This window comes from Pseudomonas sp. H1_D04, from assembly GCF_054683855.1.
Genome location: NZ_CP162826.1, coordinates 2,507,041 through 2,531,650, shown reverse-complemented (window position 1 = coordinate 2,531,650; position 24,610 = coordinate 2,507,041). Strand labels below are relative to the sequence as shown.

Here is a 24,610-nt window from a genome sequence, read left to right as displayed (position 1 = left end):
AACGTTTCCTACCCAAGCAAGCCACGTCTACTCAGGAAATTTCTCTCAACGCTTTTGATTGAATTCCACTTTTCGCAGACTAGTATCGGTTTCTGGTTTTACTCCGGAAAACAAAAACAATGTCTGGGCCGTCTCTCTCCCGCTTCATCCTAATCACCTGCATTTCCCTGATCAGCTTCTTCCCGATCAATATCCTGCTGCCCTCGTTTCCCGCCCTGTCTGCCCAGTTCGATACGCCCAGCGCAGACATCGCACTGTCCATCAGCCTGTTCACTTTGGTGTTTTCGATCTCCCAACTGGTCACTGGCCCGCTGTCGGATAAATGGGGTCGCAAGGAAGTGCTGCTCGGCTGCATCACGCTGTCGATCCTCGGGGCGATAGGCTGCGCAATGGCCCCGGATTACCTGACGTTCCTGCTGTTTCGCACGGTGCAGGCCATGGGCTGCGGCTTCTTCGTGTTGGGCCATGCACTGGTGGAAGACCTGTTCGACGAACAGGACCGAGCCCGGGTACGCCTCTATTACATGACCCTGAGCGGCTCGTTTGTCGCCCTATCACCACTGATCGGCTCCTGGCTGCAAACCACCTTCGACTGGCAAGGGAGCTTCTATGGGTTTGCGCTCATGGCATTGGGCATGTTGATCCATGCGTTCTGCATTCTGCCTTCCCAGGCTGCCAGCCCGCACCGCGTACCCGTTTCGATCCTGGGCACGCTCAAAGCAGTCGCCGCCAATCGCGACTTTCTGCGCTATTGGTGGATCGCCGCCCTGGTGTTTGCCTGCTATTTCGCCTTGATCAGCGTGACACCGCTGATTTTCATGGATGCGCTGAAGCTGTCCGAGTACCAATATGCGTTGGTGCTGATGGTGTATGGCGTGGCCTACCTGCTCGGGGGCGTCGCAGCCTCGCACCTGCAAAAACGCATGACGCTGTCCCGGCAAATCAACATCGGTCTCGGACTACTGCTCGTTGCTGGCGCACTGTTAACCCTGATCGTGAGCCTGAAAGCCATCAGCACCGTGACCTTGCTCATCCCAATGCTGATCAGCGCCCTGGCCGTGACCCTGGTTCGGCCTGCTGCGATTTCCGCAGCGATGCTGTTGTTCTCAAGCAGTGCGGGCACCGCCGCATCGGCCGGGAACAGCATCATGTTTCTCACGGCGGCCATCAGCAGCGCCGCACTGGCCCAGGCCGGCGATTATCTGCTCATCACCATCGCCATCGGGTTCATTGTGCTCAGCCTGTGGGGGCTGATGACCAACAGCCGTGCGGGCCGCTAAGGCTCCCGAATCACCGGCGTAAGCAGCATATCGCTGGTCTGCAACTGCAAATAACGGGGTTTGACCAGCGAAACCTTTCCTTCGCGGATATCGTGGATCAGCGTCTCCGTGTCGACATAACCGTCCGGCAGCTGCGTCCACAACAACGGACCACGATCGTCCCATTCGCCCTTCTCATCCAACACGAAAATGCGTGGCGGCTTGGAGTCGTGACGATAACTGGTGCTCGGCATTGCCAGCACTTCGGGTTGGCCATCCTGATCCAGGTCGACCGCCCACAGCACGCAACCCAACTCGCAAGGGGGAGTCCGTGCTCAGGCTGAGCTCGGCAAATTGCTCGCTATCTTTGGGCTCCGGGCCGATCCATTCCAGTTCGGGCCTGGGCCGCTCCGCCTGTTCCTTTGCATAGCGCTCGGTGAAACTCAGCGCCGTGTCGTCCATCCGCTCACGCAAGGCGCGGCGTGAATCCGGGTCCAGAATGCGTTCCTGATCCAAGTCGACCTGCAACTTTGCAAACGCCTCCTCGCCTGCTTTCTCCAGGCCAAACCGCAAGTAGTGCGCATCGAACGCTCCAGCCTTGGTGCGCCCGTCGAGCAAACGCCGGACCTGATCGTCGACGCTCAAACGTACCGGATCGAGGATCGGCGTATTGACCAACACCACCAGCCCACAAAACAGCAACGCCAGGGCCGGGTTGGTCACCCGCAAGTTGGCGAGCCAGATCGGCGAACGCAACACCACCGCCCAAACGGCCGCCAGGCCATACAAACCACACAATAGCGCCGCCGCCAGCGCAATGAAGCGTTGTGGCGACAAGGCATATTGCTCCACCCGCAGCCAGCTCGAATAAAACGCGATGGCGGCGAGAATCGGCAGACACAGCAGGCTCAACTCGATAAAACGCGTTAACCATTTGGGGTACGGCCGAGGCTGAACACCCTCCTGAAAAACACCGTTGAGCAAGAACAGCTGCGCACCTGCCAGCACCAGCAGAATGGGCGTTGAATAACCCGTCGCCCAAATTCGTTGGAGCCCGGTGAACGGTAAAGTCAGGGTAAAGAGCAGACTGATCAGGGCGATCAACGGCAACAACAAGCCACAGGCGCTGAACAGCATGCCGCGCATCTGGCCGATGACTTTCTCGCTGCGCGCCGCCAGGTACATGCCCAGGGCGAACACCAACGGCAAGCTGATGCACAGGAATCGCTGGCTCCAGAAGTGATGCTCAAAAAATTCGATGCCCAGCATCAGGAACAGTCGGCCCCATAGCTTGAGCAACAACATGAACACCCCCACCAGGATCAGGGCGTACAGCACGATGAACACGCTGTTCCAGGCCTGCTGAAACAGGTCCTCATAACGCCAGCGCTGCCCTTTTTCGGCGGGCCAGGCGAACAGAAACGTGGCACAGACATAACTCAACAACATCACGCTGATAAACCAGGAATTGATCGCCCAACGGCTATTGCCGACATGGTCGAGGCCGTAACAGACCCACAGCGTCATGCCGCCCATCAACAGGGTGAACGCCAGCGTAGGTAGCAGCGACCGCCACCGCAGAGCTTTTTCCCCCAGCAACTGCAAGGTGGTACCGCCGACCAACACAACGGTGTAGGTGATAAAAAACAGAGTTTCGCTCAAGCGATAGAGCTGATCGGAGTAATTGAAGACGATTCCCTGGATCAGACCGATCAGCAGGTAAAACCCAAGAAAACGATGGATACCGGGCATTCCAATTCCTTTGGAGGGGGGTGGGGGGCAAAGGGTCGCTAGTCTAAACAAAGCCCACGGACATGAGTATTGCCCCGTTCCCTCCAGCCGCCAGCGGTGTAGAATCGGCCCTATTCATCGCCAGTCATCCCCCGGCGGGTTTATGAGCTCAAGGCCAATGCGCACGGCGATCCCGTCACGTTTGCGGCAACTTCCGGACACCAGGGCCATTTTTCGGGTGTTCCAGACGTCACTAGAAGCTCACTCCCCTTTGATACCGATTAGCCGCCCGGAGTGCTCCAATGCCTGATTACCGCTCGAAAACATCCACCCACGGCCGCAACATGGCCGGCGCGCGCGCACTGTGGCGTGCCACGGGGATGAAAGATGACGACTTCAAGAAGCCGATCATCGCGATTGCCAACTCTTTTACCCAGTTCGTACCGGGCCACGTCCACCTCAAGGACCTGGGCCAACTGGTCGCCCGCGAGATCGAACGCGCTGGCGGCGTAGCAAAAGAATTCAACACCATCGCCGTGGATGACGGCATCGCCATGGGCCATGACGGCATGCTGTACTCGCTGCCAAGCCGCGAGATCATCGCCGACTCCGTGGAGTACATGGTCAACGCGCACTGCGCCGACGCCATCGTCTGCATCTCCAACTGCGACAAGATCACCCCCGGCATGCTGATGGCCTCCCTGCGCCTGAACATCCCGGTGATCTTCGTCTCCGGCGGTCCGATGGAAGCCGGCAAGACCAAGCTCGCCTCCCATGGCCTGGACCTGGTCGACGCCATGGTCATCGCCGCCGATTCCAGCGCTTCTGACGAGAAGGTTGCGGAATACGAGCGCAGCGCCTGCCCGACCTGCGGTTCGTGCTCCGGCATGTTTACCGCCAACTCGATGAACTGCCTGGTCGAAGCTCTGGGCCTGGCGTTGCCGGGCAACGGTTCGACCTTGGCTACCCACAGCGACCGCGAGCAACTGTTCCTGCAGGCCGGCCGCACCATCGTCGAGCTGTGCAAGCGTTACTACACCGAGAACGATGACTCGGTATTGCCGCGCAACATCGCCAACTTCAAGGCATTCGAAAACGCCATGACCCTGGACATCGCCATGGGCGGTTCCACCAATACCATCCTGCACTTGCTGGCCGCCGCCCAGGAAGCCGAGATCGATTTCGACCTGCGCGACATCGACCGCCTGTCCCGTCACGTGCCGCAACTGTGCAAAGTCGCGCCGAACATCCAGAAGTACCACATGGAAGACGTGCACCGCGCCGGCGGGATCTTCTCGATCTTAGGCTCTCTGGCCCGTGGCGGCCTGCTGCACACTGACCTGCCGACCGTGCACAGCAAGTCCCTCGCCGAAGGCATCGCCAAGTGGGACATCACCCAGACTGACGACGAAGCCGTGCATACCTTCTTCAAGGCCGGCCCGGCGGGCATCCCGACTCAGACTGCGTTCAGCCAGTCGACCCGTTGGGACACCCTGGACGACGATCGTGAAAACGGCTGCATCCGCAGTGTCGAACACGCCTACTCCCAAGAAGGCGGCCTGGCCGTGCTCTACGGCAACATCGCCCTCGATGGCTGTGTGGTGAAAACCGCCGGTGTGGATGAGTCCATCCACGTCTTCGAAGGTCGCGCCAAGATCTACGAAAGCCAGGACAGCTCGGTTCGCGGCATCCTCGCCGACGAAGTAAAAGAAGGCGACATCGTGATCATCCGCTACGAAGGCCCGAAAGGCGGTCCGGGTATGCAGGAGATGCTCTACCCGACGTCCTACCTGAAATCCAAAGGCCTGGGCAAAGCCTGCGCCCTGCTGACCGACGGCCGCTTCTCCGGCGGCACCTCGGGCCTGTCCATCGGCCATGCTTCGCCAGAAGCCGCTGCCGGTGGCGCGATTGGCCTGGTGCAGGATGGCGACAAGGTGCTGATCGACATTCCGAACCGTTCGATCAACCTGTTGATCAGCGATGAAGAACTGGCTGCACGCCGCGTCGAGCAGGACAAGAAAGGCTGGAAGCCAGTGGAGAAGCGTCCGCGCAAAGTCACCACGGCGCTGAAGGCTTACGCCCTGCTGGCCACCAGTGCCGACAAAGGCGCTGTGCGTAACAAGGCGATGCTCGACGGCCTGTAAGCCTCGCCCCAATAAAAATGCCCCGCCAAGTGCGGGGCATTTTTTTGCCTGGAGCAATTATCCAAAACACTGAGGATCACAATGTGGGAGGGGGGCTTGCTCCCGATATAGATGGGTCAGTCAACACATGCACCGACTGGCACCCTGCTATCGGGAGCAAGCCCCCTCCCACATTTACCGGCGTAGAGCCGTGGTTATTGAATCTCATCCGGCTTGACGATCACCCAGTTCTTATCCGCCGTCACCGGCAACCCTTCCTTGGCCTGCGCCGCAGCATGCTTGGCCATCATGCCGTTGAGTTGAGTCATGTATTTGTCTTTGCGGTTGATCCACAGGTGCACGCCGCCCTTGGCGACGTCTACATCGTGGAACAGCATGTAACCGTCGCTGGTCGGCGTGTCACCGCCGACGATCACCGGTTTTTCCATTCGTCGATGTAGGTGAGAATCGCCGCGTGTTTACCGGCCATCCAGGTCGCCGGGGTCCACAGGTAGGGGGTCAGCTCCAGGCCGAGGTTGGCTTTCTCATCGTATTTGCCGGCGGTGATCTGCTTGCGGGCGGTGGTCAGCTCGCCGGTCTTACGGTCCTTGAGCAGGGTGGTCACGCCGATGACGTTTTCAGGTTTGACGTTGTAGCCGTACTTCGGATCCGCCGCGACCATGCGCACCAGTTCCTCGGAAGCGGCCGTCATCACGTACACCTCGATGCCGTTTTCCATCAGCTTGTTGTACAGCTCGGTCTGGCCGGTGAAGACTTTCGGCGGCTGCACCTCGGACTTCTTCACCACGTCGCCTTCGAAATAGCTGACCGGCACGGGCTTGCCGGACGCCATCAGCTCATCCACCTGAACCTTGAGTTCCTTGAGGGTGAAGCCGGAAAACACCTGGGCGACCCAGGGGTAGCAGACCATGTCGTCCACTTCGCACAGTCGATAGTAGTAACTGAACAGGCTTTCCTTATGGTCGGCCGTGTCTTTGAACGGCATCAGCTTGAGCGAAGGATCAAGGCTGTCGCGGGTGATCAGGCCCTTGTTTTCCATGTAGGGCAGCAGGGACTCTTCGAGGTCGTAGCGGTAGCTGGTGTTGTCCATGTCGAACACCGCGTAGTTACCCTTGTTGGCGTTGGCGGCGATCATGTCGTTCAGTTGCTTGGCCGCAGGTGCGGGCCAGTGTTTCAACTCCGTGGCGGCAAACGCCTGGCTGGCGAGTCCCAGGCAAAGTGCGGCGGATACCAGTAGTTTCGGCGCGAGCTTCATAGACGTTGTCTCCCTGAGTGAAAGACATCGACGCTAACAAATCCTCGTGACAGTTCCCATGTTGAGCGCGACCGCGCGCGTCCTGATCCCGCCAACGGCATACGCCTGAGCGTCAAAGGCTTATTCCAAAAACGACAGTCACCATTCCATATTGGTATTAAATCAATATATTTCAAGCTGTTAGGATTTCCGGTTCGCAATCGCAGGCTCACGCGATTGGCTGCCTTCTCAACGGAGCTTCAATGAATCTGCCCCTGATTCTCAACTTACTCGTGTTCGTGGCCCTGCTATTGGGCCTGGCACAAACCCGTCGCACAAACTGGAGCCTCGCCAAGAAGGTTCTGTTTGCCCTGGTCCTGGGCGTGGCGTTTGGTGTGGCGCTGCACAGCATTTACGGTGCCGGCAACCCGGTGCTCAAGGCCTCCATTGGCTGGTTCGACCTGGTCGGCAATGGCTACGTGCAGTTGCTGCAAATGATCGTGATCCCGCTGGTATTTGCCTCGATCCTCAGCGCTGTGGCGCGCCTGCATAACGCGGCGTCCTTGGGCAAGATCAGCTTCCTGACCATCGGCACGTTGCTGTTCACCACCGCGATTGCGGCATTGATCGGTATCGGCTTGACCAACCTGTTCGGCCTCACCGCCGAGGGCCTGGTGGCCGGCACCCAGGAAATGGCGCGCCTGCAAGTGATCCAGAGTGATTACGCAGGTAAGGTCGCCGACCTGAACATCCCTCAGTTGCTGCTCTCGTTTGTGCCGTCAAACCCGTTTGCCGACTTGGCCCGCGCCAAGCCGACGTCGATCATCAGCGTGGTGATCTTTGCTGCGTTCCTGGGGGTTGCCGCGCTGCAACTGCTCAAGGATGACGTGGAAAAAGGCCAGAAAGTGCTCAACGCCATCGACACCCTGCAAGCCTGGGTGATGCGCCTGGTGCGCCTGGTGATGAAGCTGACCCCGTACGGCGTATTGGCGCTGATGACCAAGGTGGTCGCCGGTTCCAACCTGCAAGACATCATCAAGCTCGGCAGTTTCGTGCTGGTGTCGTACCTGGCCCTGGGCCTGATGTTCGTGGTGCATGGCCTGCTGCTGTCGCTGGCCGGGATCAACCCGCTGCGCTTCTTCCGCAAGGTCTGGCCAGTGCTGACGTTTGCCTTCACCAGCCGTTCCAGCGCGGCGGCTATCCCGCTGAGCATTGAGGCGCAGACTCGCCGCCTCGGCATTCCGCAATCCATCGCCGGTTTCGCTGCTTCGTTCGGCGCGACCATCGGCCAGAACGGTTGCGCCGGCCTCTACCCAGCCATGTTAGCGGTGATGGTGGCGCCGACCGTGGGCATCAACCCATTGGACCCGCTATGGATCGCGACCCTGGTGGCGATTGTGACCCTGAGTTCGGCCGGTGTTGCTGGCGTGGGTGGCGGTGCGACGTTTGCCGCGCTGATCGTGCTGCCGGCCATGGGCTTGCCGGTCTCACTGGTGGCGCTGCTGATTTCCGTGGAGCCGCTGATCGACATGGGCCGTACGGCGTTGAACGTGAATGGCTCGATGACGGCAGGGGCAATTACCAGCCAGATCATGGGGCAGACGGACAAGGCATTGTTGGATGCAGATGAGCATGCGGAGTTAGCGCAGGCCTGATAGACCGTCATCGGGGGCAAGCCCCCCTCCCACATTTGGAATGCACTTCAATGTGGGAGGGGGCTTGCCCCCGATGCTTTTAGGCTTTTTCCCAGACTTCGAAGTTGTAAGCCGGCTTATCACCTTCGGCTGGGTTTGGCAGATTGGAAACCAACGTCCACTGGTTCGCATCAAACTCCGGAAACCACGCATCCCCTTGCGGGCTCAGCGCCACGCGCGTGAGATATAACCGATCCGCCTGCTCCAGCCCCTGCGCATACAGCTGCGCGCCACCGATCAGCATCAACTCATCCACGCCCTGCTCCAGCGCCCAGGCTTCAGCCCGCGCCACGGCGGCATCGAGTGACGGAAAAACTTCCGCACCTTCAAGCTTAAGATCGGTCTGACGGCTGACCACCAGGTTCAAGCGCCCAGGCAGCGGTCGACCCAGAGAATCCCAGGTCTTGCGCCCCATGATGATTGGCTTGCCAAGGGTGGTGGCCTTGAAATATTTGAAATCCCCCGGCAAATGCCAGGGCATGCTGTTATCGACGCCGATCACGCGGTTTTCACCGAGGGCTGCGATCAGGCTTAAAGGGAGAGTTTTTTTCATGGCGACGAGAATACCAGAGCCAAGACCTAGCGGTTATGCTCCAACCTCACTTGCTCAACAGGACGGCGCGTGACTGCACTGAACCCGCTGCAAAAACTCTGGCTGACAGAAACCGTGCGCCTGCGTGAAGAACACGCAGGCGCCCTGGAGGACTTGGAAGCCAACCGCCTGGCCCGCACGGCCGGCGGCGATCTGCCGACGCGCATCCAGCATCGCGCCTTGCATCTGGCCGAGCGCGATGGGCTGACTGCCGCCCTCACCCGCTGGCTGCAAGGTGCCCGTTTGGCACTGGTGCTGCTGGCGCTAGTCGCCGTTATCAGCGGCGCCGGGCTGGCCTTCGCGGCACTGGGCAACGGCTTGACCCCGGTGAATGTGTTCTGGGCCCTGGGCAGCCTGCTCGGTTTGAATCTGATCCTGTTGATAAGCTGGGCACTGGGCCTGCTGTTTGCTGGAGAGCACAGCGCCAGTCTTGGTCGCCTATGGCTGTGGCTCAGTGAAAAACTCGCCCGTGACGCCAAGGCCGCGCAATTGGCCCCGGCGTTATTGCTGTTGTTGCAGCGCCAGAAACTCAATCGCTGGGCAGTCGGTGTGCTGGTCAACGGACTGTGGCTGCTGGCATTGCTCAGCGCGCTGATCATTCTGCTGACACTGCTCGCCACAAGGCGCTACGGCTTTGTGTGGGAAACCACCATTCTCGGTGCCGACACCTTCGTCGCCGTCACCCAGGCCCTCGGCGCCCTGCCCGCTGTGCTTGGTTTCAATGTACCGACCGTCGAGATGATCCGCGCCAGCGGCGACTCCGCCCTCAATATCGAAAGCGCCCGCCAAGCCTGGGCCGCTTGGTTGGTGGGCGTGTTGCTGGTCTACGGCCTGCTGCCCCGACTCATCCTCGCCCTGTTGTGCCTGTGGCGTTGGAAAGTAGGACGCGCGGCCTTGCGCCTGGACCTGAACCTACCGGGCTATAGCCAACTGCGTGAACGCCTGATGCCAAGCAGTGAACGCCTCGGCGTCAACGACGCCGCGCCCGAGCAACTGCACCACGTGACCGGCGGCGTCAGTGAGCTTGAAAGCGACGGCGCCCTGCTGGTGGCCATCGAGCTGGACGACCAACACCCCTGGCCGCCCAAGCTACCAGCCCAAGTGAAAAACGCCGGCATCCTCGACAGCCGTGAATCACGCAACAAGCTGTTGGAACAGCTCACCCGCTTCCCGCCCGCGCGCCTGGCCATCGCCTGCGACCCGCGCCGTTCGCCGGATCGCGGCAGCCTCGCGCTGATCGCCGAACTCGCGCGCAGCGCCGCAGCCACCCGCGTCTGGCTGCTGCAAGCACCGCCCGGCCAAGCGCTGGATGCCGAACGCCTCGGCGATTGGCACACCGCGCTGCATCAGCTGGAGCTGCCCTTCGCCGACTGCGCGCCGTTGAACTGGCTGGAGACCGGTCATGACTAAACCGCTGAAACTCGCCGTGGTCGGCCACACCAACGTGGGCAAAACCTCGCTGCTGCGCACCCTGACCCGGGATGTGGGCTTCGGTGAAGTCTCCCATCGTCCCAGCACCACGCGGCATGTAGAAGGCGCGCGCCTGTCGGTGGACGGCGAAGCCCTGCTGGAGCTGTACGACACACCCGGCCTGGAAGATGCCATCGCCCTGCTTGATTACCTGGAACGTCTCGACCGACCTGGCGAACGCTTGGACGGCCCGGCGCGCCTGGCGCGGTTCCTCGAAGGCAGCGAAGCGCGCCAGCGTTTCGAGCAGGAAGCCAAAGTGCTGCGCCAACTGCTGGCCTCGGACGCCGGTCTGTATGTGATTGATGCCCGCGAGCCGGTGCTGGCCAAGTACCGCGATGAGCTGCAAGTGCTGGCCAGTTGCGGCAAACCCTTGCTGCCGGTGCTCAATTTCGTCAGCAGCAGCGACCACCGCGAACCGGACTGGCGCGAAGCCCTGGCCCGCCTCGGCCTGCATGCGCTGGTGCGTTTCGACAGCGTCGCGCCGCCGGAAGACGGCGAGCGTCGTCTGTATGAAAGTCTGGCCCTGCTGCTGGAAAACGCACGACCGCAGTTGGAACGCTTGGTCCTTGATCAGCAAGCCCAACGCCAAGCCCGCCAGCAAAGCGCAGCGCGGTTGATCGCCGAATTATTGATCGACTGCGCCGCGTGCAGGCGCAGCGTGGTCACTGAAGATGAGCAGCAAGCCATCGGCGATTTGCGCAAGGCCGTACGCCAGCGCGAACAAAAATGTGTGGAAGCCCTGCTCAAGCTGTTCGGTTTCCGCCCACAAGACGCGGCCGCCAGCGACTTGCCGCTGCTGGATGGCCGCTGGGGCGACGACCTGTTCAACCCGGAAACCCTCAAGCAACTCGGCGTGCGCGTGGGTGGCGGGATCGCTGCCGGCGCGGCGGCGGGTGCCGGCGTGGATCTGCTGGTTGGCGGGCTGACGCTGGGCGCCGCTGCCCTGGCCGGAGCCATCGCCGGGGGCGCGCTGCAAACCGCGCGCAGCTATGGCAGCCGCCTGCTGGGCAAGATCAAGGGCCAACGCGAGTTGACCGTCGATGATAGCGTGCTGCGCCTGCTCGCCCTGCGCCAACGCCAGTTGCTCAAGGCCCTGAGCGTGCGCGGCCACGCGGCGATGCACAGCATCAAGGTCGATACGCCCCAGGACAAAACCTGGCGCGAAGGCAAGTTGCCGGAGGCGCTGCACAAAGCCCGTGCCCATCCGCAATGGTCGTCGCTCAACCCCCACGCCAAGCTGAGCCAGGCTGAACGCCAAGAGCAAATCGAGGCCCTCGCCCAACGCCTCGACGAGACCTAAGCTGCCAGCACCTTGCGAGCCTTGGCCTTGAGCACTTCAAGGTCGAGCAGCGGCACGTGCATGTCCTTGGCTTGTTCGTCCCAGTGGCGCATGCGCAGACTGACGTGACAGAGCGGGTCTTGCTCGAAGGCCCGTGCCTCATCGGCCGTCATCACGCCGCCCTGATAAGCCAAGGTTCGACGGCTGGCTTCGCTCAGGCGCGCGTAGTAATCCGGCTGGCTGAAGGTCAGGTAGCGCTTGGCCTGCACGTGATATTCCACCAGCCTGGCCATGCGTTCGCTGAACCCTGCCCGACGCAGGTAATCCGCCCCCAACCGCTCATGGCTGACCACGCCATAACCGCCCATGTTCGCGCCGCCCTGGCCGCAGAGATGGCCGATGTCGTGGAAGAACGCTGCCAATACCACTTCATCATCGAAACCTTCTGCCATGGCCAACTGCGCGGCCTGGGACATGTGTTCGATCTGCGACACCGGCTCGCCGATGTAGTCCGCCGTGCCGTGCAGTTCGTACAAACCGAAGACGTCGGTAATCACCTGTTCCCGGTTCATCACGCCTCCCCACACAACGCGCGGATATTGCGCTCGGCCATCGCTGGACCCACGCTCATGCCCACGCCGGTGTGCATCAACGCTGCACTCACGCCTGGCGCCGCCCGCAAGAACGAAAACGGCGCCGGTCCACGCGAGCCATAAACGCCCTGCCAACGCTCCACCACCTGGATCTTGCAGCCCAGGGTCTGCTGGGCCAGTTCGATCATCCAGTCGTCGACCTGTTCGGCGTTGAAGGGCGACGCATCGCTGCCGTACTCGTGGGAATCGCCGATGATCAGTTCGCCGTGAGGCGTCGGGCTGATCAGCAAGTGAATGCCATGCTCATGCAGGTACGGTGCTTCGCGAAGGATCTGCGCCTGCACCGGCGCGGCTTCCGGCAAGTCGGCGAAAGCACCGTAATGCACGCAACTGAGGCCGGTGAGCAAGGCGTGTTGCAGGTTCAGGTTGAGCACCGGCCGAGCGCGCAGCATTTGCAGGCGACAGACCTGCGGGTTGAGCGGCGCAATCGATTCGGCCAGCAGGGTTTGGTAATCGTGGCCGGAGCAGACGATGATCTGCTCGCCACGAAAGCTCCCCGCCGTGCTGTGCAGTTGGCCCGGCTCCACGTCGCGCACGAGCGTGGAGAAATGAAACTCCACGTTCAGCGCTTGCGTCAGGTAGTTGATCAGCGCCGGAATCGCCTCGCGCGAATACAGCTGTTGATCGTCCTTGCCGTGCAGCGCGGCGCGGTGGTGGCGGAACTGGCCGCCGTACAGATCCTTCATTGCTGCGCCTTGCAGCAACTCGACGTTATAGCCGTACTCCTGCGCGCGACCGGCGCAGAAGGCTTCCAGCAGGTGTTCTTCAGCTTCGGTGCGGGCAAACAAGTACGAGCCGTTGCGCTTAAGTTGCAGCCCGGCGACTTGCGCCCACTGCCCCCAGATCTCACGGCTTTCCCGCGCCAGGTCGAGCATCGGCCCCGGTGGTTGGCCGGTGACCAGAGCCTGGCCGAAGTTGCGCACCGAGGCGCCCAACGGCGTGGCGCTGCGCTCGAAGACTTTGACCTTGAGGCCGCGTTTGGCGGCTGCATAAGCGTGGGAAAGGCCGAGGATGCCGGCGCCGATGATCAGCAGGTCGCTGTGGTGTGTCATTTAGTGATGTCCTGTTTTCAAGACCGCCATCGGGGGCAAGCCCCCTCCCACAGTTGACCGCATTCTCATGCAGGAACTCGGTCGACTATGGGAGGGGGCTTGCTCCCGCTAGGGCCATCAGCCCTAACGAAAACCTTACTGACCCGCTACCTTCTCCGACTTGCCGTCATAGCGCTTACGCCATTCAGTCAGGATGCTGTCGCGGTTTTTGGAGGCCCAGCCGAAGTCGTTCTTGATCAAACGCTGCTCGTAGTCCGCCGGCAATTCGGTCTGCGGCTTGGCGATTCCCGGCTGGGCGAGCACGGCAAAGTTGTCCTTGTACAACTCCATCGCCGCAGGGCTGGCAGAAAAGTCCGCCAGTTTCTTCGCCGCGTCGGCATGGGCGCTGCCCTTGATCACGGCAGTCGCTTCGATGTCCCAACCCAGGCCTTCTTTGGGCAGGATGATGTCCAGCGGCGCGCCCTGACGCTTGAGCTGTACCGCCGGGTATTCAAACGAAATACCAATCGGGAATTCTCCCGAAGCCGCCAGCTTGCAAGGCTTGGAACCGGAGTGAACGTACTGGCCGATGTTCTGGTGCAGGTCGTCCATGTACTGCCAGCCTTGTTTCTCGCCGAAGGTCTGCAGCCACGCGCTTACGTCCAGGAAACCGGTGCCGGACGATGCCGGGTTGGGCATCACGATCTTGCCCTTGTACTCAGGTTTGGTCAGGTCTTGCCAGCTCACCGGCTTGGTCAGGCCCTGTTTCTCGGCTTCGACGGTGTTGAAGCAGATGGTCGCGGCCCACACGTCCATGCCGACCCAGGCCGGGGGGTTGGCAGCGTCGCGGTAGTTTTTGCCGATCTTGTCCAGGTCCTTCGGCGCGTAGTTGTCGAGCATGCCCTGCTGGTCGAGGATCGCCAGACTGGAGGCCGCCAGTCCCCACACCACGTCGGCTTGCGGGCGATCTTTCTCGGCCAGCAGCTTGGCCGTGATGATGCCGGTGGAGTCACGTACCCACTTGATTTCAACATCAGGGTTGGCTTGCTCGAACGCCTTTTTGTAGGTCTTCAACTGCTCGGCTTCGAGGGCCGTGTACACGGTCAGTTCGGTTTTGGCGAAGGCATTCAGGCTGAATGCAGTGAGTACGGCAGCGACCAGCGCCAGGGGCTTGAACATGGAATACCTCCTTTAAGGGTTATTGGCCGGGCGCGGTCTGGCGCCAGGCTTGGGATCGGCGCAGCGCGCCACGTGAGGCCCACGCCAGCAGCAGCGAGACGCCGGCCGAGGTGAACAGGATCAGGGTCGACATGGCCGCCGCGCCGCCCACATTGCCGGCGTCGTCCATGTTCAACACGGCGACGGCGGCGAGGATGGTGTCGGGGCTGTAGAGAAAAATCGCGGCCGATACGGTGGTCATCGCCGATACAAACAGGTAGCGCACGATGTCCAGCAGCGCCGGCAGGCAGATCGGCACGGTGACGCGCAGGTAATGACGGTACAGCGGCGCCTTGAGCGACAGCGCGGCGGCTTCAAACTCGGCGTCCAGCTGGCGCAACGCGGTGGTGGCGGTCATCTGCGCAGTGGTCAAATAGTGAGCAATGGTGCACACCACCAGCAGGGTCATGGTCCCGTAGAACACGTGCAGCGGGTTGCCGTTGAGGTTGAAGAAGAACACGTAGCCCAGGCCCAGCACCAAACCCGGCACGGCCATCGGGACAAAGCTGAGCATGCGCAGCGCCAGGTTCAGGCCCTTCTGACCTTTTGTTTTTTCCATCAGATAGGCGCCGGTGAAGATCAGCACACTGCCGATCAGTGCCGTGCACAAGGCCATGCGCAGGCTGTTGCGATAGGCCAGCCAGCCGCCGCCCGCCGTGTCTTCAAACTGGTAGTGGTTCAGCGACAGCGACAGGTTGTACGGCCAGAATTTCACCAGCGAGGAGTACACCGCCATGCCGAACACCAGCAGCAACACCGCGCAGATCAGTAGGACGATGGCCAGGTAGCAGCCATCCCTTACCCGCGATGGCGTGGGCTGGAACACCTGGGCACGGCCACTCATGGCGTCACCATGACGCCGGCGCAACCACGCATCCACGCCAAAACTGAACAGCGCCGGCAGTAGCAACACCATGCCGATCAACGCGCCGCGACCGAATTGTTGCTGGCCGACCACCGCCTTGTAGGCTTCCAACGCCAGCACTTGGTAATCACCACCGACCACCACGGGCACGCCGAAGTCGGTAATGGTCAAGGTAAACACCAGGCAGAATGCGGCGAACACCGCCTGGCGCGTAGCCGGCCAGGTGATGCTGCGAAACGCCCGTGCCGGGCTGGCGCCCATGCTGGAGGCGGCATCGAACAGCCGCGCATCCGCCAGGGACAGCGCCGACAACAGGATCATCAACGCGTGCGGGAAGGTGTAGATCACTTCCCCGAGCACAATCCCCCAGAAGCCGTAGATGTTGTCCGAAAGCAGCCCGCGCAGCATGCCCTGATTACCGAACAGATAAACCAGCGCAATGCCCGGCAGCATCGACGGTGCCATCAACGGCAGCAGCGACAGGCCTCGCCAGATCGCCTTGCCTGGAATCAACGTGCGTTGCAGCGCGTAGGCAAACAGGTAGGCCAGCGGTACGACAATGGCCGCCACGCTGAGGGAGACTTTCAGGCTATTGCCCAGCAGCCAGTGGAAGTTCTCGCTGGTGATTAAATCCCGAGCGGCCGCAAGGCCACCGCCCTGCCCGGCCTCGCTGCTGAAGCCGCGCCAGAAGATCGCCAGCAGCGGCATCAACACGGCAACACTGAGCAGGCACAGCCAGAGCAGTTTGCCGCCGAGCACAAAAATACGGTCGCCGGTTTCGGCGCGGGAAACTTGCCGCGGCAGGGTCATGACAGCGGCCATCTCAGGCAAACACCTGCAGGCTGCGCGGCGGCAAGGCGACCCAGATGTCTTGGGCGCCCAGGCGCGGCATCGCCTCCGGGGCCAGTTCAGCCAGCAGCGGGTGGCCCGGCAGTTGGTCCAGTTCAAAGCTCATGCGGCAGCGGTTGCCGAGGAAGGTGATCTCGCGGACCTTGGCCGCGAACAGGTTTTCTTCATGCACTGGCGGGTTGACGCTGATGGCTTCCGGTCGGCAGAACAGGCGGCCGGACGTGGCCACACCGGCATCCTCGGCCAGGCGCATGTTCATCCCGCCGACCTGGGCATGGCTGGCACTGTTGCGGCTGAACGGCAGCCAGTTGCCCTGGCCGACAAACTCCGCCACGAACGGCGTGGCCGGGCGGTCGTAAATTTCTTGGGGCGTGGCGTATTGCTCGACCTTACCGTTGTTCATTACGGCAATACGGTCGGCCATCAACATGGCTTCGTCCTGGTTGTGGGTGACCATCAGCGTGGTGATGCCCAAGCGCCGTTGCAGCTGGCGCAGCTCGGTGCACAGGTGCTCACGCACGCGGGCGTCGAGGGCTGACATGGGTTCGTCCAGCAGCAGCAACGAAGGGGCCGGCGCCAAGGCGCGGGCCAGGGCAACGCGCTGCTGTTGGCCGCCGGACAGCTGGCCGGGGTATTTCTTTTCGCTGCCGACCAGACCGACCAGTTCCAGCATCTGCCCGACACGCTGGCGCACTTCATCGCGACCACTGCCGGTAAGGCCGTAGCCGATGTTCGCTTCGATGGTCAGGTTGGGAAACAGCGCGTAGGACTGGAACAGGATGCCGTAGTCCCGAGCCTGAGGTGGCAGCAGGGAAACATCGCGATCACCCAGGTAAAGTTCGCCGCTGTCCTGGCGCTCCAGGCCGGCGATGCAACGCAGCAAGGTGGTCTTGCCGCAGCCAGACGGACCCAGCAGACACACCAGCTCGCCGGCGGCGACGTCCAGGGACACGTGGTCCAGCGCGGTAAAGGCGCCGAAACGCTTCTGGATACCGCGCACTTTCATTGGCGCGCCGGGTTGAGTCAGGACTGTGTTCATGGTGGCACCTCATCGAACTGATGAAGGCCATGCTAGGCGGGCAATGCGTCCCTCTTGTGGCAAAAAGGCAAAAGGGAGTGATAGTGGTATTGGTGGATTTGTGTAGGTGATTTGGAGGGGGGTGCCTGGTTTACCGCAATCGGGGGCAAGCCCCCTCCCACACTTGGAATGTGTTCGCAGATCAAAATGTGGGAGGGGGCTTGCCCCCGATTGGCCCTAAAGGCAGCCACCAAACCTCTAAATTGGCGACATTTCCTGCGCCAACCCTAGAAACGCCGCCGGCAGGCGAGCGCCTTTTCGTTCTTTGAGGCAGTACAGGTACTCCAGAATCTGCGGCGCATTCTCAATGGTCAACACCCGCAACTGCGGATCATGGGGCACTTCCTGTCGAGCAATGATGCTGATACCGATATTGCGCAGCACCGCCTCCCGGATTGACTCGCGACTGCCGATCTCCAGCAACGGCCCATAGCTCACCCCAGCACCCTGCAACATGTCCTCGGTAAGCCGTCGGGTGGTGGAACCTGCTTCGCGCATCAATAAGGTGTGTCCGGCCAGGGCAGTCAATGGCACATGATCAAGCTTGGCCAGGGGATGATTGCGATGCACCGCCAACACCAGAGGATCAGTGCCCAATACGCGGCGGATCAGGCGCGGGTCTTCCAGCAACTGCGAAGAGGCGGCGACGTCTACGCGGTACTCGTCCAGCGCTTCGAGTACCTGCTGAGAATTGCCGATGTCCACCGACACCTCCACATGGGGCAGGCGTTCGCGAAAGGCTTTGACCAGGTCGAGGATGTAATACGGCGCTGTCGCGGCAATGCGCAAAGCGCCCTGGAGTTGACCACTGTTGCGCAGGAAAAACTCGATGTCCGCTTCCTGCTGCAACAACGCCTTGACCATCGGCAGCAACCGGGCGCCGTCGTCACTGACCGTGAGGCGGCGACCACCGCGGTAGAACAGCTCAACGCCGTACTGGCTTTCCAGGTTGCGGATCTGGGTGGTGACCGTGGGCTGGCTCAGGCCGAGTTTTTTCGCCGCCTGGGTAATGCTGCCCAGGCGGGCGACCATAAAAAACGCCTTCAGCTCAGCACTCAGCACACCGCCCTCTCATCGTTTATTTGCGCAACAGGCGCAGGCCATTGAACACCACCAGCAGGCTCACGCCCATGTCGGCGAAGACCGCCATCCACATGGTGGCCATCCCCAGGAAAGTGACTGCGAGGAAGATCGCCTTGATCACCAGCGCCAGGGCGATGTTCTGCTTGAGGATACTCGACGTTTGCCGCGACAAACGAATGAATGCCGGGATCTTGCGCAAATCATCGTCCATCAGCGCCACGTCGGCAGTCTCGATGGCAGTGTCGGTACCGGCGGCGGCCATTGCAAAACCGATCTCTGCCCGGGCCAGGGCCGGGGCGTCGTTGATGCCGTCGCCGACCATGCCCACCCGGTGGCCTTGGCCGTAGAGGGTTTCGATGGCTTGCAGTTTGTCGGTGGGCAACAGGTCGCCTTGAGCCTGGTCGATGCCGACCTGGGCCGCAATCGCCTGGGCGGTGTGGGTGTTGTCGCCGGTGAGCATCAGGGTTTTGATGCCCAACTCGTGCAATTGCTGAATGGCCTCGCGACTGCTGTCCTTGACGGTATCGGCCACGGCGAACAGCGCCAGGGGGCCGGACTTATCGAGCAGCAACACCACGGACTTTCCTTGCTTCTCCAGCGCGAACAGCTTTTCTTCCAGCTCAGGCGAGCACAGGCCGAGGTCTTCCACCAGACGGTGGTTGCCCAAGTGGTAAGTCTCACCCTTGATATCGCCGCGCACACCACGACCGGCCAGGGCTTCGAAGTTATCCACAACGTGCACCGGCAGGTTTTTATCCACAGCCGCATTCGCGATGGCCAACGACACCGGGTGGTCAGAACGCCCAGCCAAACTGGCGGCGAGGGCCGGTGCGCTGTCCTCGACGTTTGGGAACAACGCCAAGTAATCGGTCTGCACCGGTTTGCCGTGCGTGATGGTGCCGGTCTTGTCCAGCGCCAGGTAGTCGAGCTTGTAACCACCCTCCAGGTACACGCCGCCCTTGATCAAGATGCCTTTGCGGGCCGCCGCCGCCAGGCCGCTGACGATCGTCACCGGAGTGGAGATCACCAACGCGCAGGGGCAGGCAACCACCAGCAGCACCAGGGCGCGGTAGATCCAGTCGAACCAGACACCGGCCATGAACAGCGGCGGAATAATCGCTACACCCAAGGCAAACAGGAAGACGGCCGGGGTATAGACCTTGGAAAAACTGTCGACGAAGCGCTGGGTCGGAGCCCGTGCGCCTTGTGCTTGCTCGACGGCGTGGATGATCCGCGCCAGTGTGGAGTTATTGGCCGCTGCCGTGACTTTGTATTCCAGGGAGCCGGCTTGGTTAATGGTGCCGGCGAAGACTTTATCGCCCACGGTTTTTTCAATCGGCAGGCTTTCCCCGGTGATCGGCGCCTGGTCGATGGTGGATTGACCTGCGGTGACTTCACCGTCCAGGCCGATGCGCTCGCCGGGTTTAACCCGGACGATGGCGCCCAGTTCGATGCTTTTAACCTCCTGCTCAACCCAGTTACCGTCGGCCTGCTGCACCGTGGCCTGCTCCGGGGTCATCTGCATCAAGCCGCTGATGGCATTGCGCGCACGGTCCAGGGACTTGGCTTCAATCAGCTCGGCGACGGTGAACAGGAACATCACCATGGCGGCTTCCGGCCACTGGCCGATCAGGATCGCGCCCGTCACGGCGATGCTCATTAAGGCGTTGATGTTCAGGTTGAGGTTCTTCAGGGCGATCCAGCCCTTTTTATAGGTGGTGAGGCCGCCGCTGAGAATCGACACCAGCGCCACGAGGGCAATGACCCACGTCGGCGCGGCATTCGTGAAGTGCAGCACTTCGGCGCCCAACGCACCGACGCCGGACAAAGCCAACGGCCACCAGTGTTTTTTGGCAGGCGGTTCGGCAGCCGGGGTACCTTCCTCGATCGGGTCGGCCTGCATGCCCAAGGACTTGATGGCATCGATGATCGGCGCGGTACTCGGCAAGTCGTGGGTGACGCCGAGGATGCGGTTGATCAGGTTAAATTCCAGTTGCTGCACACCCGCCAACTTGCCCAGTTTGTTCTGGATCAGCGTTTGCTCGGTGGGGCAGTCCATGGCTTCGATGCGGAAGGTGCTGAGGCGCGAGCCGGCAGTGGGCGCTTCGCTCAATTGCACCAACTCGGGTGCTGGAGTGCCGGAACAGCAGGCACCACCGTGGCCGTGGTTATGCACAGGCGTGAGTTTCTTAGGGCCATGATCATGATCGTGATCGTGATCGTGTTTATGCGGGGTGTGGATGGAGTCGCTCATTCGGTCGCGTCCGTAAAGGTGCCTGTTGCCAAGTAAAGACCCTGTAGCCACTATAGGGTCAAGCACCCATTTGGAGATTGCTGCGATGAAGATCGGCGAATTGGCCAAACTGACTGACTGTCAGGTGGAAACCATCCGTTATTACGAGAAAGAAGGCCTGCTGCCGCCGCCGGCGCGCACCGACGCCAACTACCGCGTGTACACCCAGGCGCACACCGAGCGGCTGATCTTTATCCGCAACTGCCGCAGCCTCGACATGACCCTCGAAGAAATCCGCAGCCTGCTCAGCCTGCGCGACAGTCCACAGGACCAATGCGAAAGCGTGAATGCGTTGGTCGACGAGCATATCCACCATGTGAAAGCGCGGATCGACGGGCTATTGGCGTTGCAGGTGCAGTTGCTGGACTTGCGCCAACGCTGTGGCGGCGGGGATCACTGTGGGATTTTGCAGCAGTTGGAGGTCAGCGGGAGTATGCAGGCCAGCGAGGCTGAGCCCTCACATGTAGGCAGAAGCCACGGCCATTAAACGGGCCAAATGTGAGAGGGGGCTTGCCCCCGATGGCGGTGGGTCAGTTAAGTATTGGGTGACTGACCCACCGCAATCGGGGGCAAGCCCCTCCCACATTGGACGGCGTCAGACGCTAGATAGCGACATCGGCCTTGATGCTTGGATCAGCGTCATAGCCCACAATCTCAAAATCTTCGAACTTGTAATCGTAGATCGACGCCGGCTTACGCTTGATCACCAACTCCGGCAACTTCTTCGGCGTACGCGCCAGTTGGGTCCGGATCTGTTCCATATGGTTGCTGTAGGCATGGGTATCGCCAGTGGTGACGATGATCTCGTGAGGGATCAAGTCGCACTGTTGCGCCAACATATGGGTGAGCAACGCCAGGGCAGCGGTGTTGTACGGCAGACCAAGGAATACGTCGGAGCTGCGGATGTACAACTGCATCGAGAGATGGCCGTCATGCACGAACGCCTGGTACAGCAGGTGGCACGGTGGCAGGGCCTGTTTGCCGTTTCGCGCGTTTTCCTGTGGGCTCTTGGTTTCGTCCGGCAGGTATTCGACGTTCCAGCCGTGGAACAGAATGCGACGGCTGTTGGGGTTGGTCTTGAGCGTGTGCACCATGTAGTCGATCTGGTTGATCGTGCCGCCGTCTTTGGTCGGCCAGGCAGTCCACTGCTCGCCGTAGACCGGGCCCAGGTCGCCGTCTTCGGTGGCCCATTCGTCCCAAATCTTCACGCCGTTTTCGTTGAGCCACTTGATATTGGTGTTGCCGCTCAACATCCAGATCAGCTCATTGGCGATGCTTTTAAAGTGAAGCTTCTTGGTGGTCAGCAGCGGGAAGCCGTCGGCCAAGTTATGCCGATACTGACGGGCGAACACGGCCTTGGTGCCGGTGCCGGTGCGATCGCCCTTGGTCAGGCCATTGGTCACGACGTCGTTCAGTAGTTCGAGATATTGCTTCATGTAAGTACCCGTATCGTTGAAGCAGGAGCCCGCACGCAGGCCCCGGCATTCGAATTTAAAGCGCGGTGTTCTTCAGCGGCTGCGGGCGATTGTACGCCCACCACAGCAGGCCCAGACCCACGAGGATCATTGGGATGCTCAACACCTGACCCATGGTCAGCCAGCCCCACGCCAGGTAGCCCAACTGCGCATCCGGCACACGTACGAATTCGACGATGAAACGGAAGATGCCGTAAAACAGCGCGAACATGCCGGAAACGGCCATGGTCGGGCGCGGTTTGCGCGAGAAGATGTACAGAATGAGGAACAGTGCCACACCTTCCAGTGCGAACTGGTATAGCTGCGACGGATGGCGCGGCAGTTGTGCCGGGTCGCTGAACGGCGGGAACACCATGGCCCACGGCACGTCGGTCGGCTTGCCCCAGAGCTCGGCATTGATGAAGTTACCGATACGCCCGGCGCCCAGGCCAATCGGCACCAGCGGCGCAACGAAGTCCATCAGTTGGAAGAACGACTTGCCATTGCGGCGGCCGAACCACCAGGCAGCAATCATTACGCCGATAAACCCGCCGTGGAACGCCATGCCGCCCTTCCACACTTCGAAAATCAGTGTCGGATTGGCGATGTAGGCGGACAGATCGTAGAACAGCACATACCCCAGACGCCCGCCGACGATGACCCCCATCGACAGCCAGAAGACCATGTCGGAGAGTTTCTCCTTGGTCCAGGTCGGGTCGAAACGGTTCAGGCGGCGGGAGGCCAGCAGCCAGGCGCCGCCGATGCCGATCAGGTACATCAACCCGTACCAGTGGATTTTCAGCGGACCGATGGCCAGAGCCACCGGGTCGATCTGCGGGTAAGGCAGCATTGCGACTCCTCGTTAAATCATGCGTTATGGCGACCGGACCATGCCCGGGCGCGATTAAGTCTGCGTTACAGCAAAAAGTTTAAGCCCACGCAAAACAGCAAGCCGGCGAACAACCGCTTGAGCAACCGCGGCGACAACCGATGCGCCAGGCGTGCGCCAAAGCGGGCAAACACCATACTGGTCAGGGCAATGCCCAGCAGCGCCGGTAAATACACGAACCCTAGACTATGAGCGGGCAACAGCGGGTCATGCCAGCCCAGAATCATGAAACTTAATGCACTGGCCAGGGCAATCGGCAGGCCACAGGCGGACGAGGTGGCCACCGCCTGTTGCATCGGCACGCTGCGCCAGGTCAAAAACGGCACGGTCAGCGAGCCGCCGCCGATGCCGAAAATGGCCGAAGCCCAGCCAATCACCGTACCGGCCAGGGTCAGGCCGACCTTGCCTGGCACCGTTCGACTGGCCTTGGGCTTAACCTCCAGGGCCAGTTGCACGGCGATGATCAGCGCGAACACGCCAATGATCTTCTGCAAATGCGGACCGGAAATCGCCTCGGCGGTCAGCGCACCGAAACCTGCACCGATCAGGATGCCCACGGTCATCCACACAAAGATCGGCCAACGCACCGCGCCACGTCGGTGGTGCTCACGCACGGCATTGACCGAGGTAAAGATGATCGTCGCCAAGGATGTGCCTACGGCCAAGTGGGTCAGCACCTGCGGGTCGAAGCCCTGCAAGGTGAAGCTGAACACCAGCACCGGCACGATAATGATCCCGCCGCCCACGCCAAACAGCCCGGCGAGTACACCCGCACAGGCGCCCAGCAGCAAATACAGCAGAAATTCCATGGGAGCCCCCGAATCAAGTCCGGCATGTTAACGGATGGAAGGCATGCGGCCCAACTGGATACGATGGAACACCGCTGCCGGTGTGGGTAGAGTGGCAAAAAACACAAAAGGGAATCGCCTGATGTGCCTGATTGTTTTCGCCTGGCGGCCGGGCCACGCCCAACCGCTGATCGTCGCGGCCAACCGTGACGAGTTCTATGCCCGCCCCAGTCTGCCGCTGGCCCAGTGGCCGGACGCGCCCGAAATCTACGCCGGTCGCGATCAGGAAGCAGGCGGCACTTGGCTTGGCGTGAATGCCGATGGGCGATTTGCTGCCCTGACCAATATCCGTGATCCCCACCAACCGCCGGCACGAAAGTCACGCGGCGAACTGGTCGCGCGGTTCCTCAGTGGTTCACTGCCCATTGACGACTACTTGGCCGACGTTAACGGCAGATCGATTGAATACGCCGGGTTTAACCTGCTGGTGGGCACGCGGGATGAGTTGTGGCATTACAACGCCAATCACACCGAGCCCACGCAGTTGAAAGCGGGCGTGTACGGGTTATCCAACGCAGGGCTGGATACGCCTTGGCCGAAACTGCTTAAGGCCAAAGCTGCGCTGAGTGAGTTGCTGAACAATCCGCAACCCGAAGCGCTACTGGAGATTCTGAGCGATCCGCAGATCGCGCCCTTTGCTGAGTTGCCGGATACCGGCGTGGGGTTGGCGACTGAAAGCCTGTTATCGAGCGTATTTATCGCCAGCCCAAGTTATGGAACACGGGCGAGTACGGCGCTGATTGTAAATGCCGATGGCACGCGGCGGATGGTGGAGCGTAGCTTTGGGCCCCATGGTGGCCGACTCGGGGAAGTCGAACTCACGCTCTAGACACACCACAAAACCAATGTGGGAGGGGGCTTGCTCCCGATGGCAGTGTGTCAGTCAGAATATCTGGTACTGACACACCGCCATCGGGAGCAAGCCCCCTCCCACATTTTTGATCGC

The 24,610-nt window shown here is 61.2% G+C and carries 20 protein-coding genes and 1 pseudogene; 7 read left to right on the top strand and 14 right to left on the bottom strand.

From position 1 onward, the window contains the following. Positions 1-119: 119 nt before the first annotated feature. On the top strand, positions 120-1,280 hold the full coding sequence (locus AB4N82_RS11570; RefSeq protein WP_122763938.1) for an MFS transporter: 1,161 nt from the start codon (positions 120-122) through the stop codon (positions 1,278-1,280). Here AB4N82_RS11570 and AB4N82_RS11565 read toward each other — a convergent pair. After that, the gene (locus AB4N82_RS11565) at positions 1,277-1,513 is read right to left on the bottom strand and encodes a hypothetical protein (protein WP_460104941.1); all 237 of its coding nucleotides are present in this window, start codon (positions 1,511-1,513) and stop codon (positions 1,277-1,279) included. The genes AB4N82_RS11570 and AB4N82_RS11565 overlap by 4 nt on opposite strands. Further along, a complete protein-coding gene (locus AB4N82_RS11560) occupies positions 1,455-3,011 on the bottom strand; it encodes a DUF4153 domain-containing protein (RefSeq protein ID WP_460104940.1) in 1,557 nt (518 codons plus the stop codon). Before AB4N82_RS11560 ends, AB4N82_RS11565 begins: the two co-directional genes overlap by 59 nt. Positions 3,012-3,292: 281 nt before the next feature. On the opposite strand from AB4N82_RS11560, the gene ilvD reads away from it, so the two are divergent. After that, positions 3,293-5,134 (top strand): dihydroxy-acid dehydratase, encoded by a 1,842-nt coding sequence (gene ilvD / locus AB4N82_RS11555; RefSeq protein WP_032884175.1) that lies wholly within the window; start codon positions 3,293-3,295, stop codon positions 5,132-5,134. A gap of 194 nt (positions 5,135-5,328) precedes the next feature. Here the strand turns inward: ilvD and AB4N82_RS11550 are convergent. Beyond that, a pseudogene (locus AB4N82_RS11550) lies at positions 5,329-6,389 on the bottom strand (HAD family hydrolase). Between the two features lie 242 nt (positions 6,390-6,631). On the opposite strand from AB4N82_RS11550, the gene AB4N82_RS11545 reads away from it, so the two are divergent. Further along, on the top strand, positions 6,632-8,023 hold the full coding sequence (locus tag AB4N82_RS11545) for an L-cystine transporter (protein WP_032884179.1): 1,392 nt from the start codon (positions 6,632-6,634) through the stop codon (positions 8,021-8,023). A gap of 79 nt (positions 8,024-8,102) precedes the next feature. Here the strand turns inward: AB4N82_RS11545 and AB4N82_RS11540 are convergent, their stop codons facing one another. Then, positions 8,103-8,615 (bottom strand): dihydrofolate reductase, encoded by a 513-nt coding sequence (locus AB4N82_RS11540; protein ID WP_122763940.1) that lies wholly within the window; start codon positions 8,613-8,615, stop codon positions 8,103-8,105. Positions 8,616-8,684: 69 nt separating this feature from the next. On the opposite strand from AB4N82_RS11540, the gene AB4N82_RS11535 reads away from it, so the two are divergent. Together AB4N82_RS11535 and AB4N82_RS11530 are read left to right on the top strand one after the other, a co-directional pair. Then, positions 8,685-10,064 (top strand): DUF2868 domain-containing protein, encoded by a 1,380-nt coding sequence (locus AB4N82_RS11535; RefSeq protein WP_122763941.1) that lies wholly within the window; start codon positions 8,685-8,687, stop codon positions 10,062-10,064. After that, a complete protein-coding gene (locus AB4N82_RS11530; protein ID WP_032884183.1) occupies positions 10,057-11,424 on the top strand; it encodes a DUF3482 domain-containing protein in 1,368 nt (455 codons plus the stop codon). Before AB4N82_RS11535 ends, AB4N82_RS11530 begins: the two co-directional genes overlap by 8 nt. On the opposite strand, the gene AB4N82_RS11525 is transcribed toward AB4N82_RS11530, so the two are convergent. The 7 genes from AB4N82_RS11525 to AB4N82_RS11495 all read right to left on the bottom strand — a co-directional run bounded on the left by AB4N82_RS11525 (position 11,421) and on the right by AB4N82_RS11495 (position 20,434). After that, positions 11,421-11,975, bottom strand: coding sequence for a phosphonate degradation HD-domain oxygenase (locus AB4N82_RS11525; RefSeq protein WP_122681960.1), 555 nt, complete (start codon positions 11,973-11,975; stop codon positions 11,421-11,423). The two genes, AB4N82_RS11530 and AB4N82_RS11525, sit on opposite strands and share 4 nt — an antisense overlap. Continuing rightward, positions 11,975-13,108 (bottom strand): TIGR03364 family FAD-dependent oxidoreductase, encoded by a 1,134-nt coding sequence (locus AB4N82_RS11520; RefSeq protein WP_032884185.1) that lies wholly within the window; start codon positions 13,106-13,108, stop codon positions 11,975-11,977. Before AB4N82_RS11520 ends, AB4N82_RS11525 begins: the two co-directional genes overlap by 1 nt. Before the next feature lie 135 nt (positions 13,109-13,243). Continuing rightward, positions 13,244-14,266 (bottom strand): putative 2-aminoethylphosphonate ABC transporter substrate-binding protein, encoded by a 1,023-nt coding sequence (locus tag AB4N82_RS11515; protein ID WP_095185149.1) that lies wholly within the window; start codon positions 14,264-14,266, stop codon positions 13,244-13,246. A gap of 19 nt (positions 14,267-14,285) precedes the next feature. Further along, the gene (locus tag AB4N82_RS11510) at positions 14,286-15,992 is read right to left on the bottom strand and encodes a putative 2-aminoethylphosphonate ABC transporter permease subunit (protein ID WP_122754222.1); all 1,707 of its coding nucleotides are present in this window, start codon (positions 15,990-15,992) and stop codon (positions 14,286-14,288) included. Between the two features lies 1 nt (position 15,993). After that, on the bottom strand, positions 15,994-17,058 hold the full coding sequence (locus AB4N82_RS11505; protein WP_032884191.1) for a putative 2-aminoethylphosphonate ABC transporter ATP-binding protein: 1,065 nt from the start codon (positions 17,056-17,058) through the stop codon (positions 15,994-15,996). A gap of 237 nt (positions 17,059-17,295) precedes the next feature. Then, entirely contained in the window at positions 17,296-18,159 is an 864-nt protein-coding gene (locus AB4N82_RS11500; RefSeq protein WP_122763942.1) for a LysR family transcriptional regulator, read from the bottom strand. Between the two features lie 16 nt (positions 18,160-18,175). Then, positions 18,176-20,434 carry a heavy metal translocating P-type ATPase gene (locus tag AB4N82_RS11495; RefSeq protein WP_032884194.1) on the bottom strand — a complete coding sequence of 753 codons (2,259 nt, stop codon included), beginning with the start codon at positions 20,432-20,434 and terminating at the stop codon, positions 18,176-18,178. Positions 20,435-20,519: 85 nt separating this feature from the next. Here AB4N82_RS11495 and cadR point away from each other — a divergent pair, with 85 nt between their 5' ends. Next, the gene (gene cadR, locus AB4N82_RS11490; RefSeq protein WP_032884195.1) at positions 20,520-20,960 is read left to right on the top strand and encodes a Cd(II)/Pb(II)-responsive transcriptional regulator; all 441 of its coding nucleotides are present in this window, start codon (positions 20,520-20,522) and stop codon (positions 20,958-20,960) included. 115 nt (positions 20,961-21,075) lie between these two features. Here the strand turns inward: cadR and AB4N82_RS11485 are convergent, their stop codons facing one another. From AB4N82_RS11485 to AB4N82_RS11475, 3 genes are all read right to left on the bottom strand, one after another. Further along, positions 21,076-21,909 (bottom strand): thymidylate synthase, encoded by an 834-nt coding sequence (locus AB4N82_RS11485; protein WP_015886389.1) that lies wholly within the window; start codon positions 21,907-21,909, stop codon positions 21,076-21,078. A 55-nt stretch (positions 21,910-21,964) separates the two neighbouring features. After that, positions 21,965-22,777, bottom strand: a complete 813-nt coding sequence (gene lgt / locus AB4N82_RS11480) for a prolipoprotein diacylglyceryl transferase (protein ID WP_032884196.1) — start codon at positions 22,775-22,777, stop codon at positions 21,965-21,967. Between the two features lie 65 nt (positions 22,778-22,842). Continuing rightward, positions 22,843-23,625 (bottom strand): sulfite exporter TauE/SafE family protein, encoded by a 783-nt coding sequence (locus tag AB4N82_RS11475; protein WP_032884198.1) that lies wholly within the window; start codon positions 23,623-23,625, stop codon positions 22,843-22,845. A gap of 121 nt (positions 23,626-23,746) precedes the next feature. Here AB4N82_RS11475 and AB4N82_RS11470 point away from each other — a divergent pair, with 121 nt between their 5' ends. Continuing rightward, a complete protein-coding gene (locus AB4N82_RS11470) occupies positions 23,747-24,493 on the top strand; it encodes an NRDE family protein (protein ID WP_099601711.1) in 747 nt (248 codons plus the stop codon). Positions 24,494-24,610 lie beyond the last annotated feature (117 nt).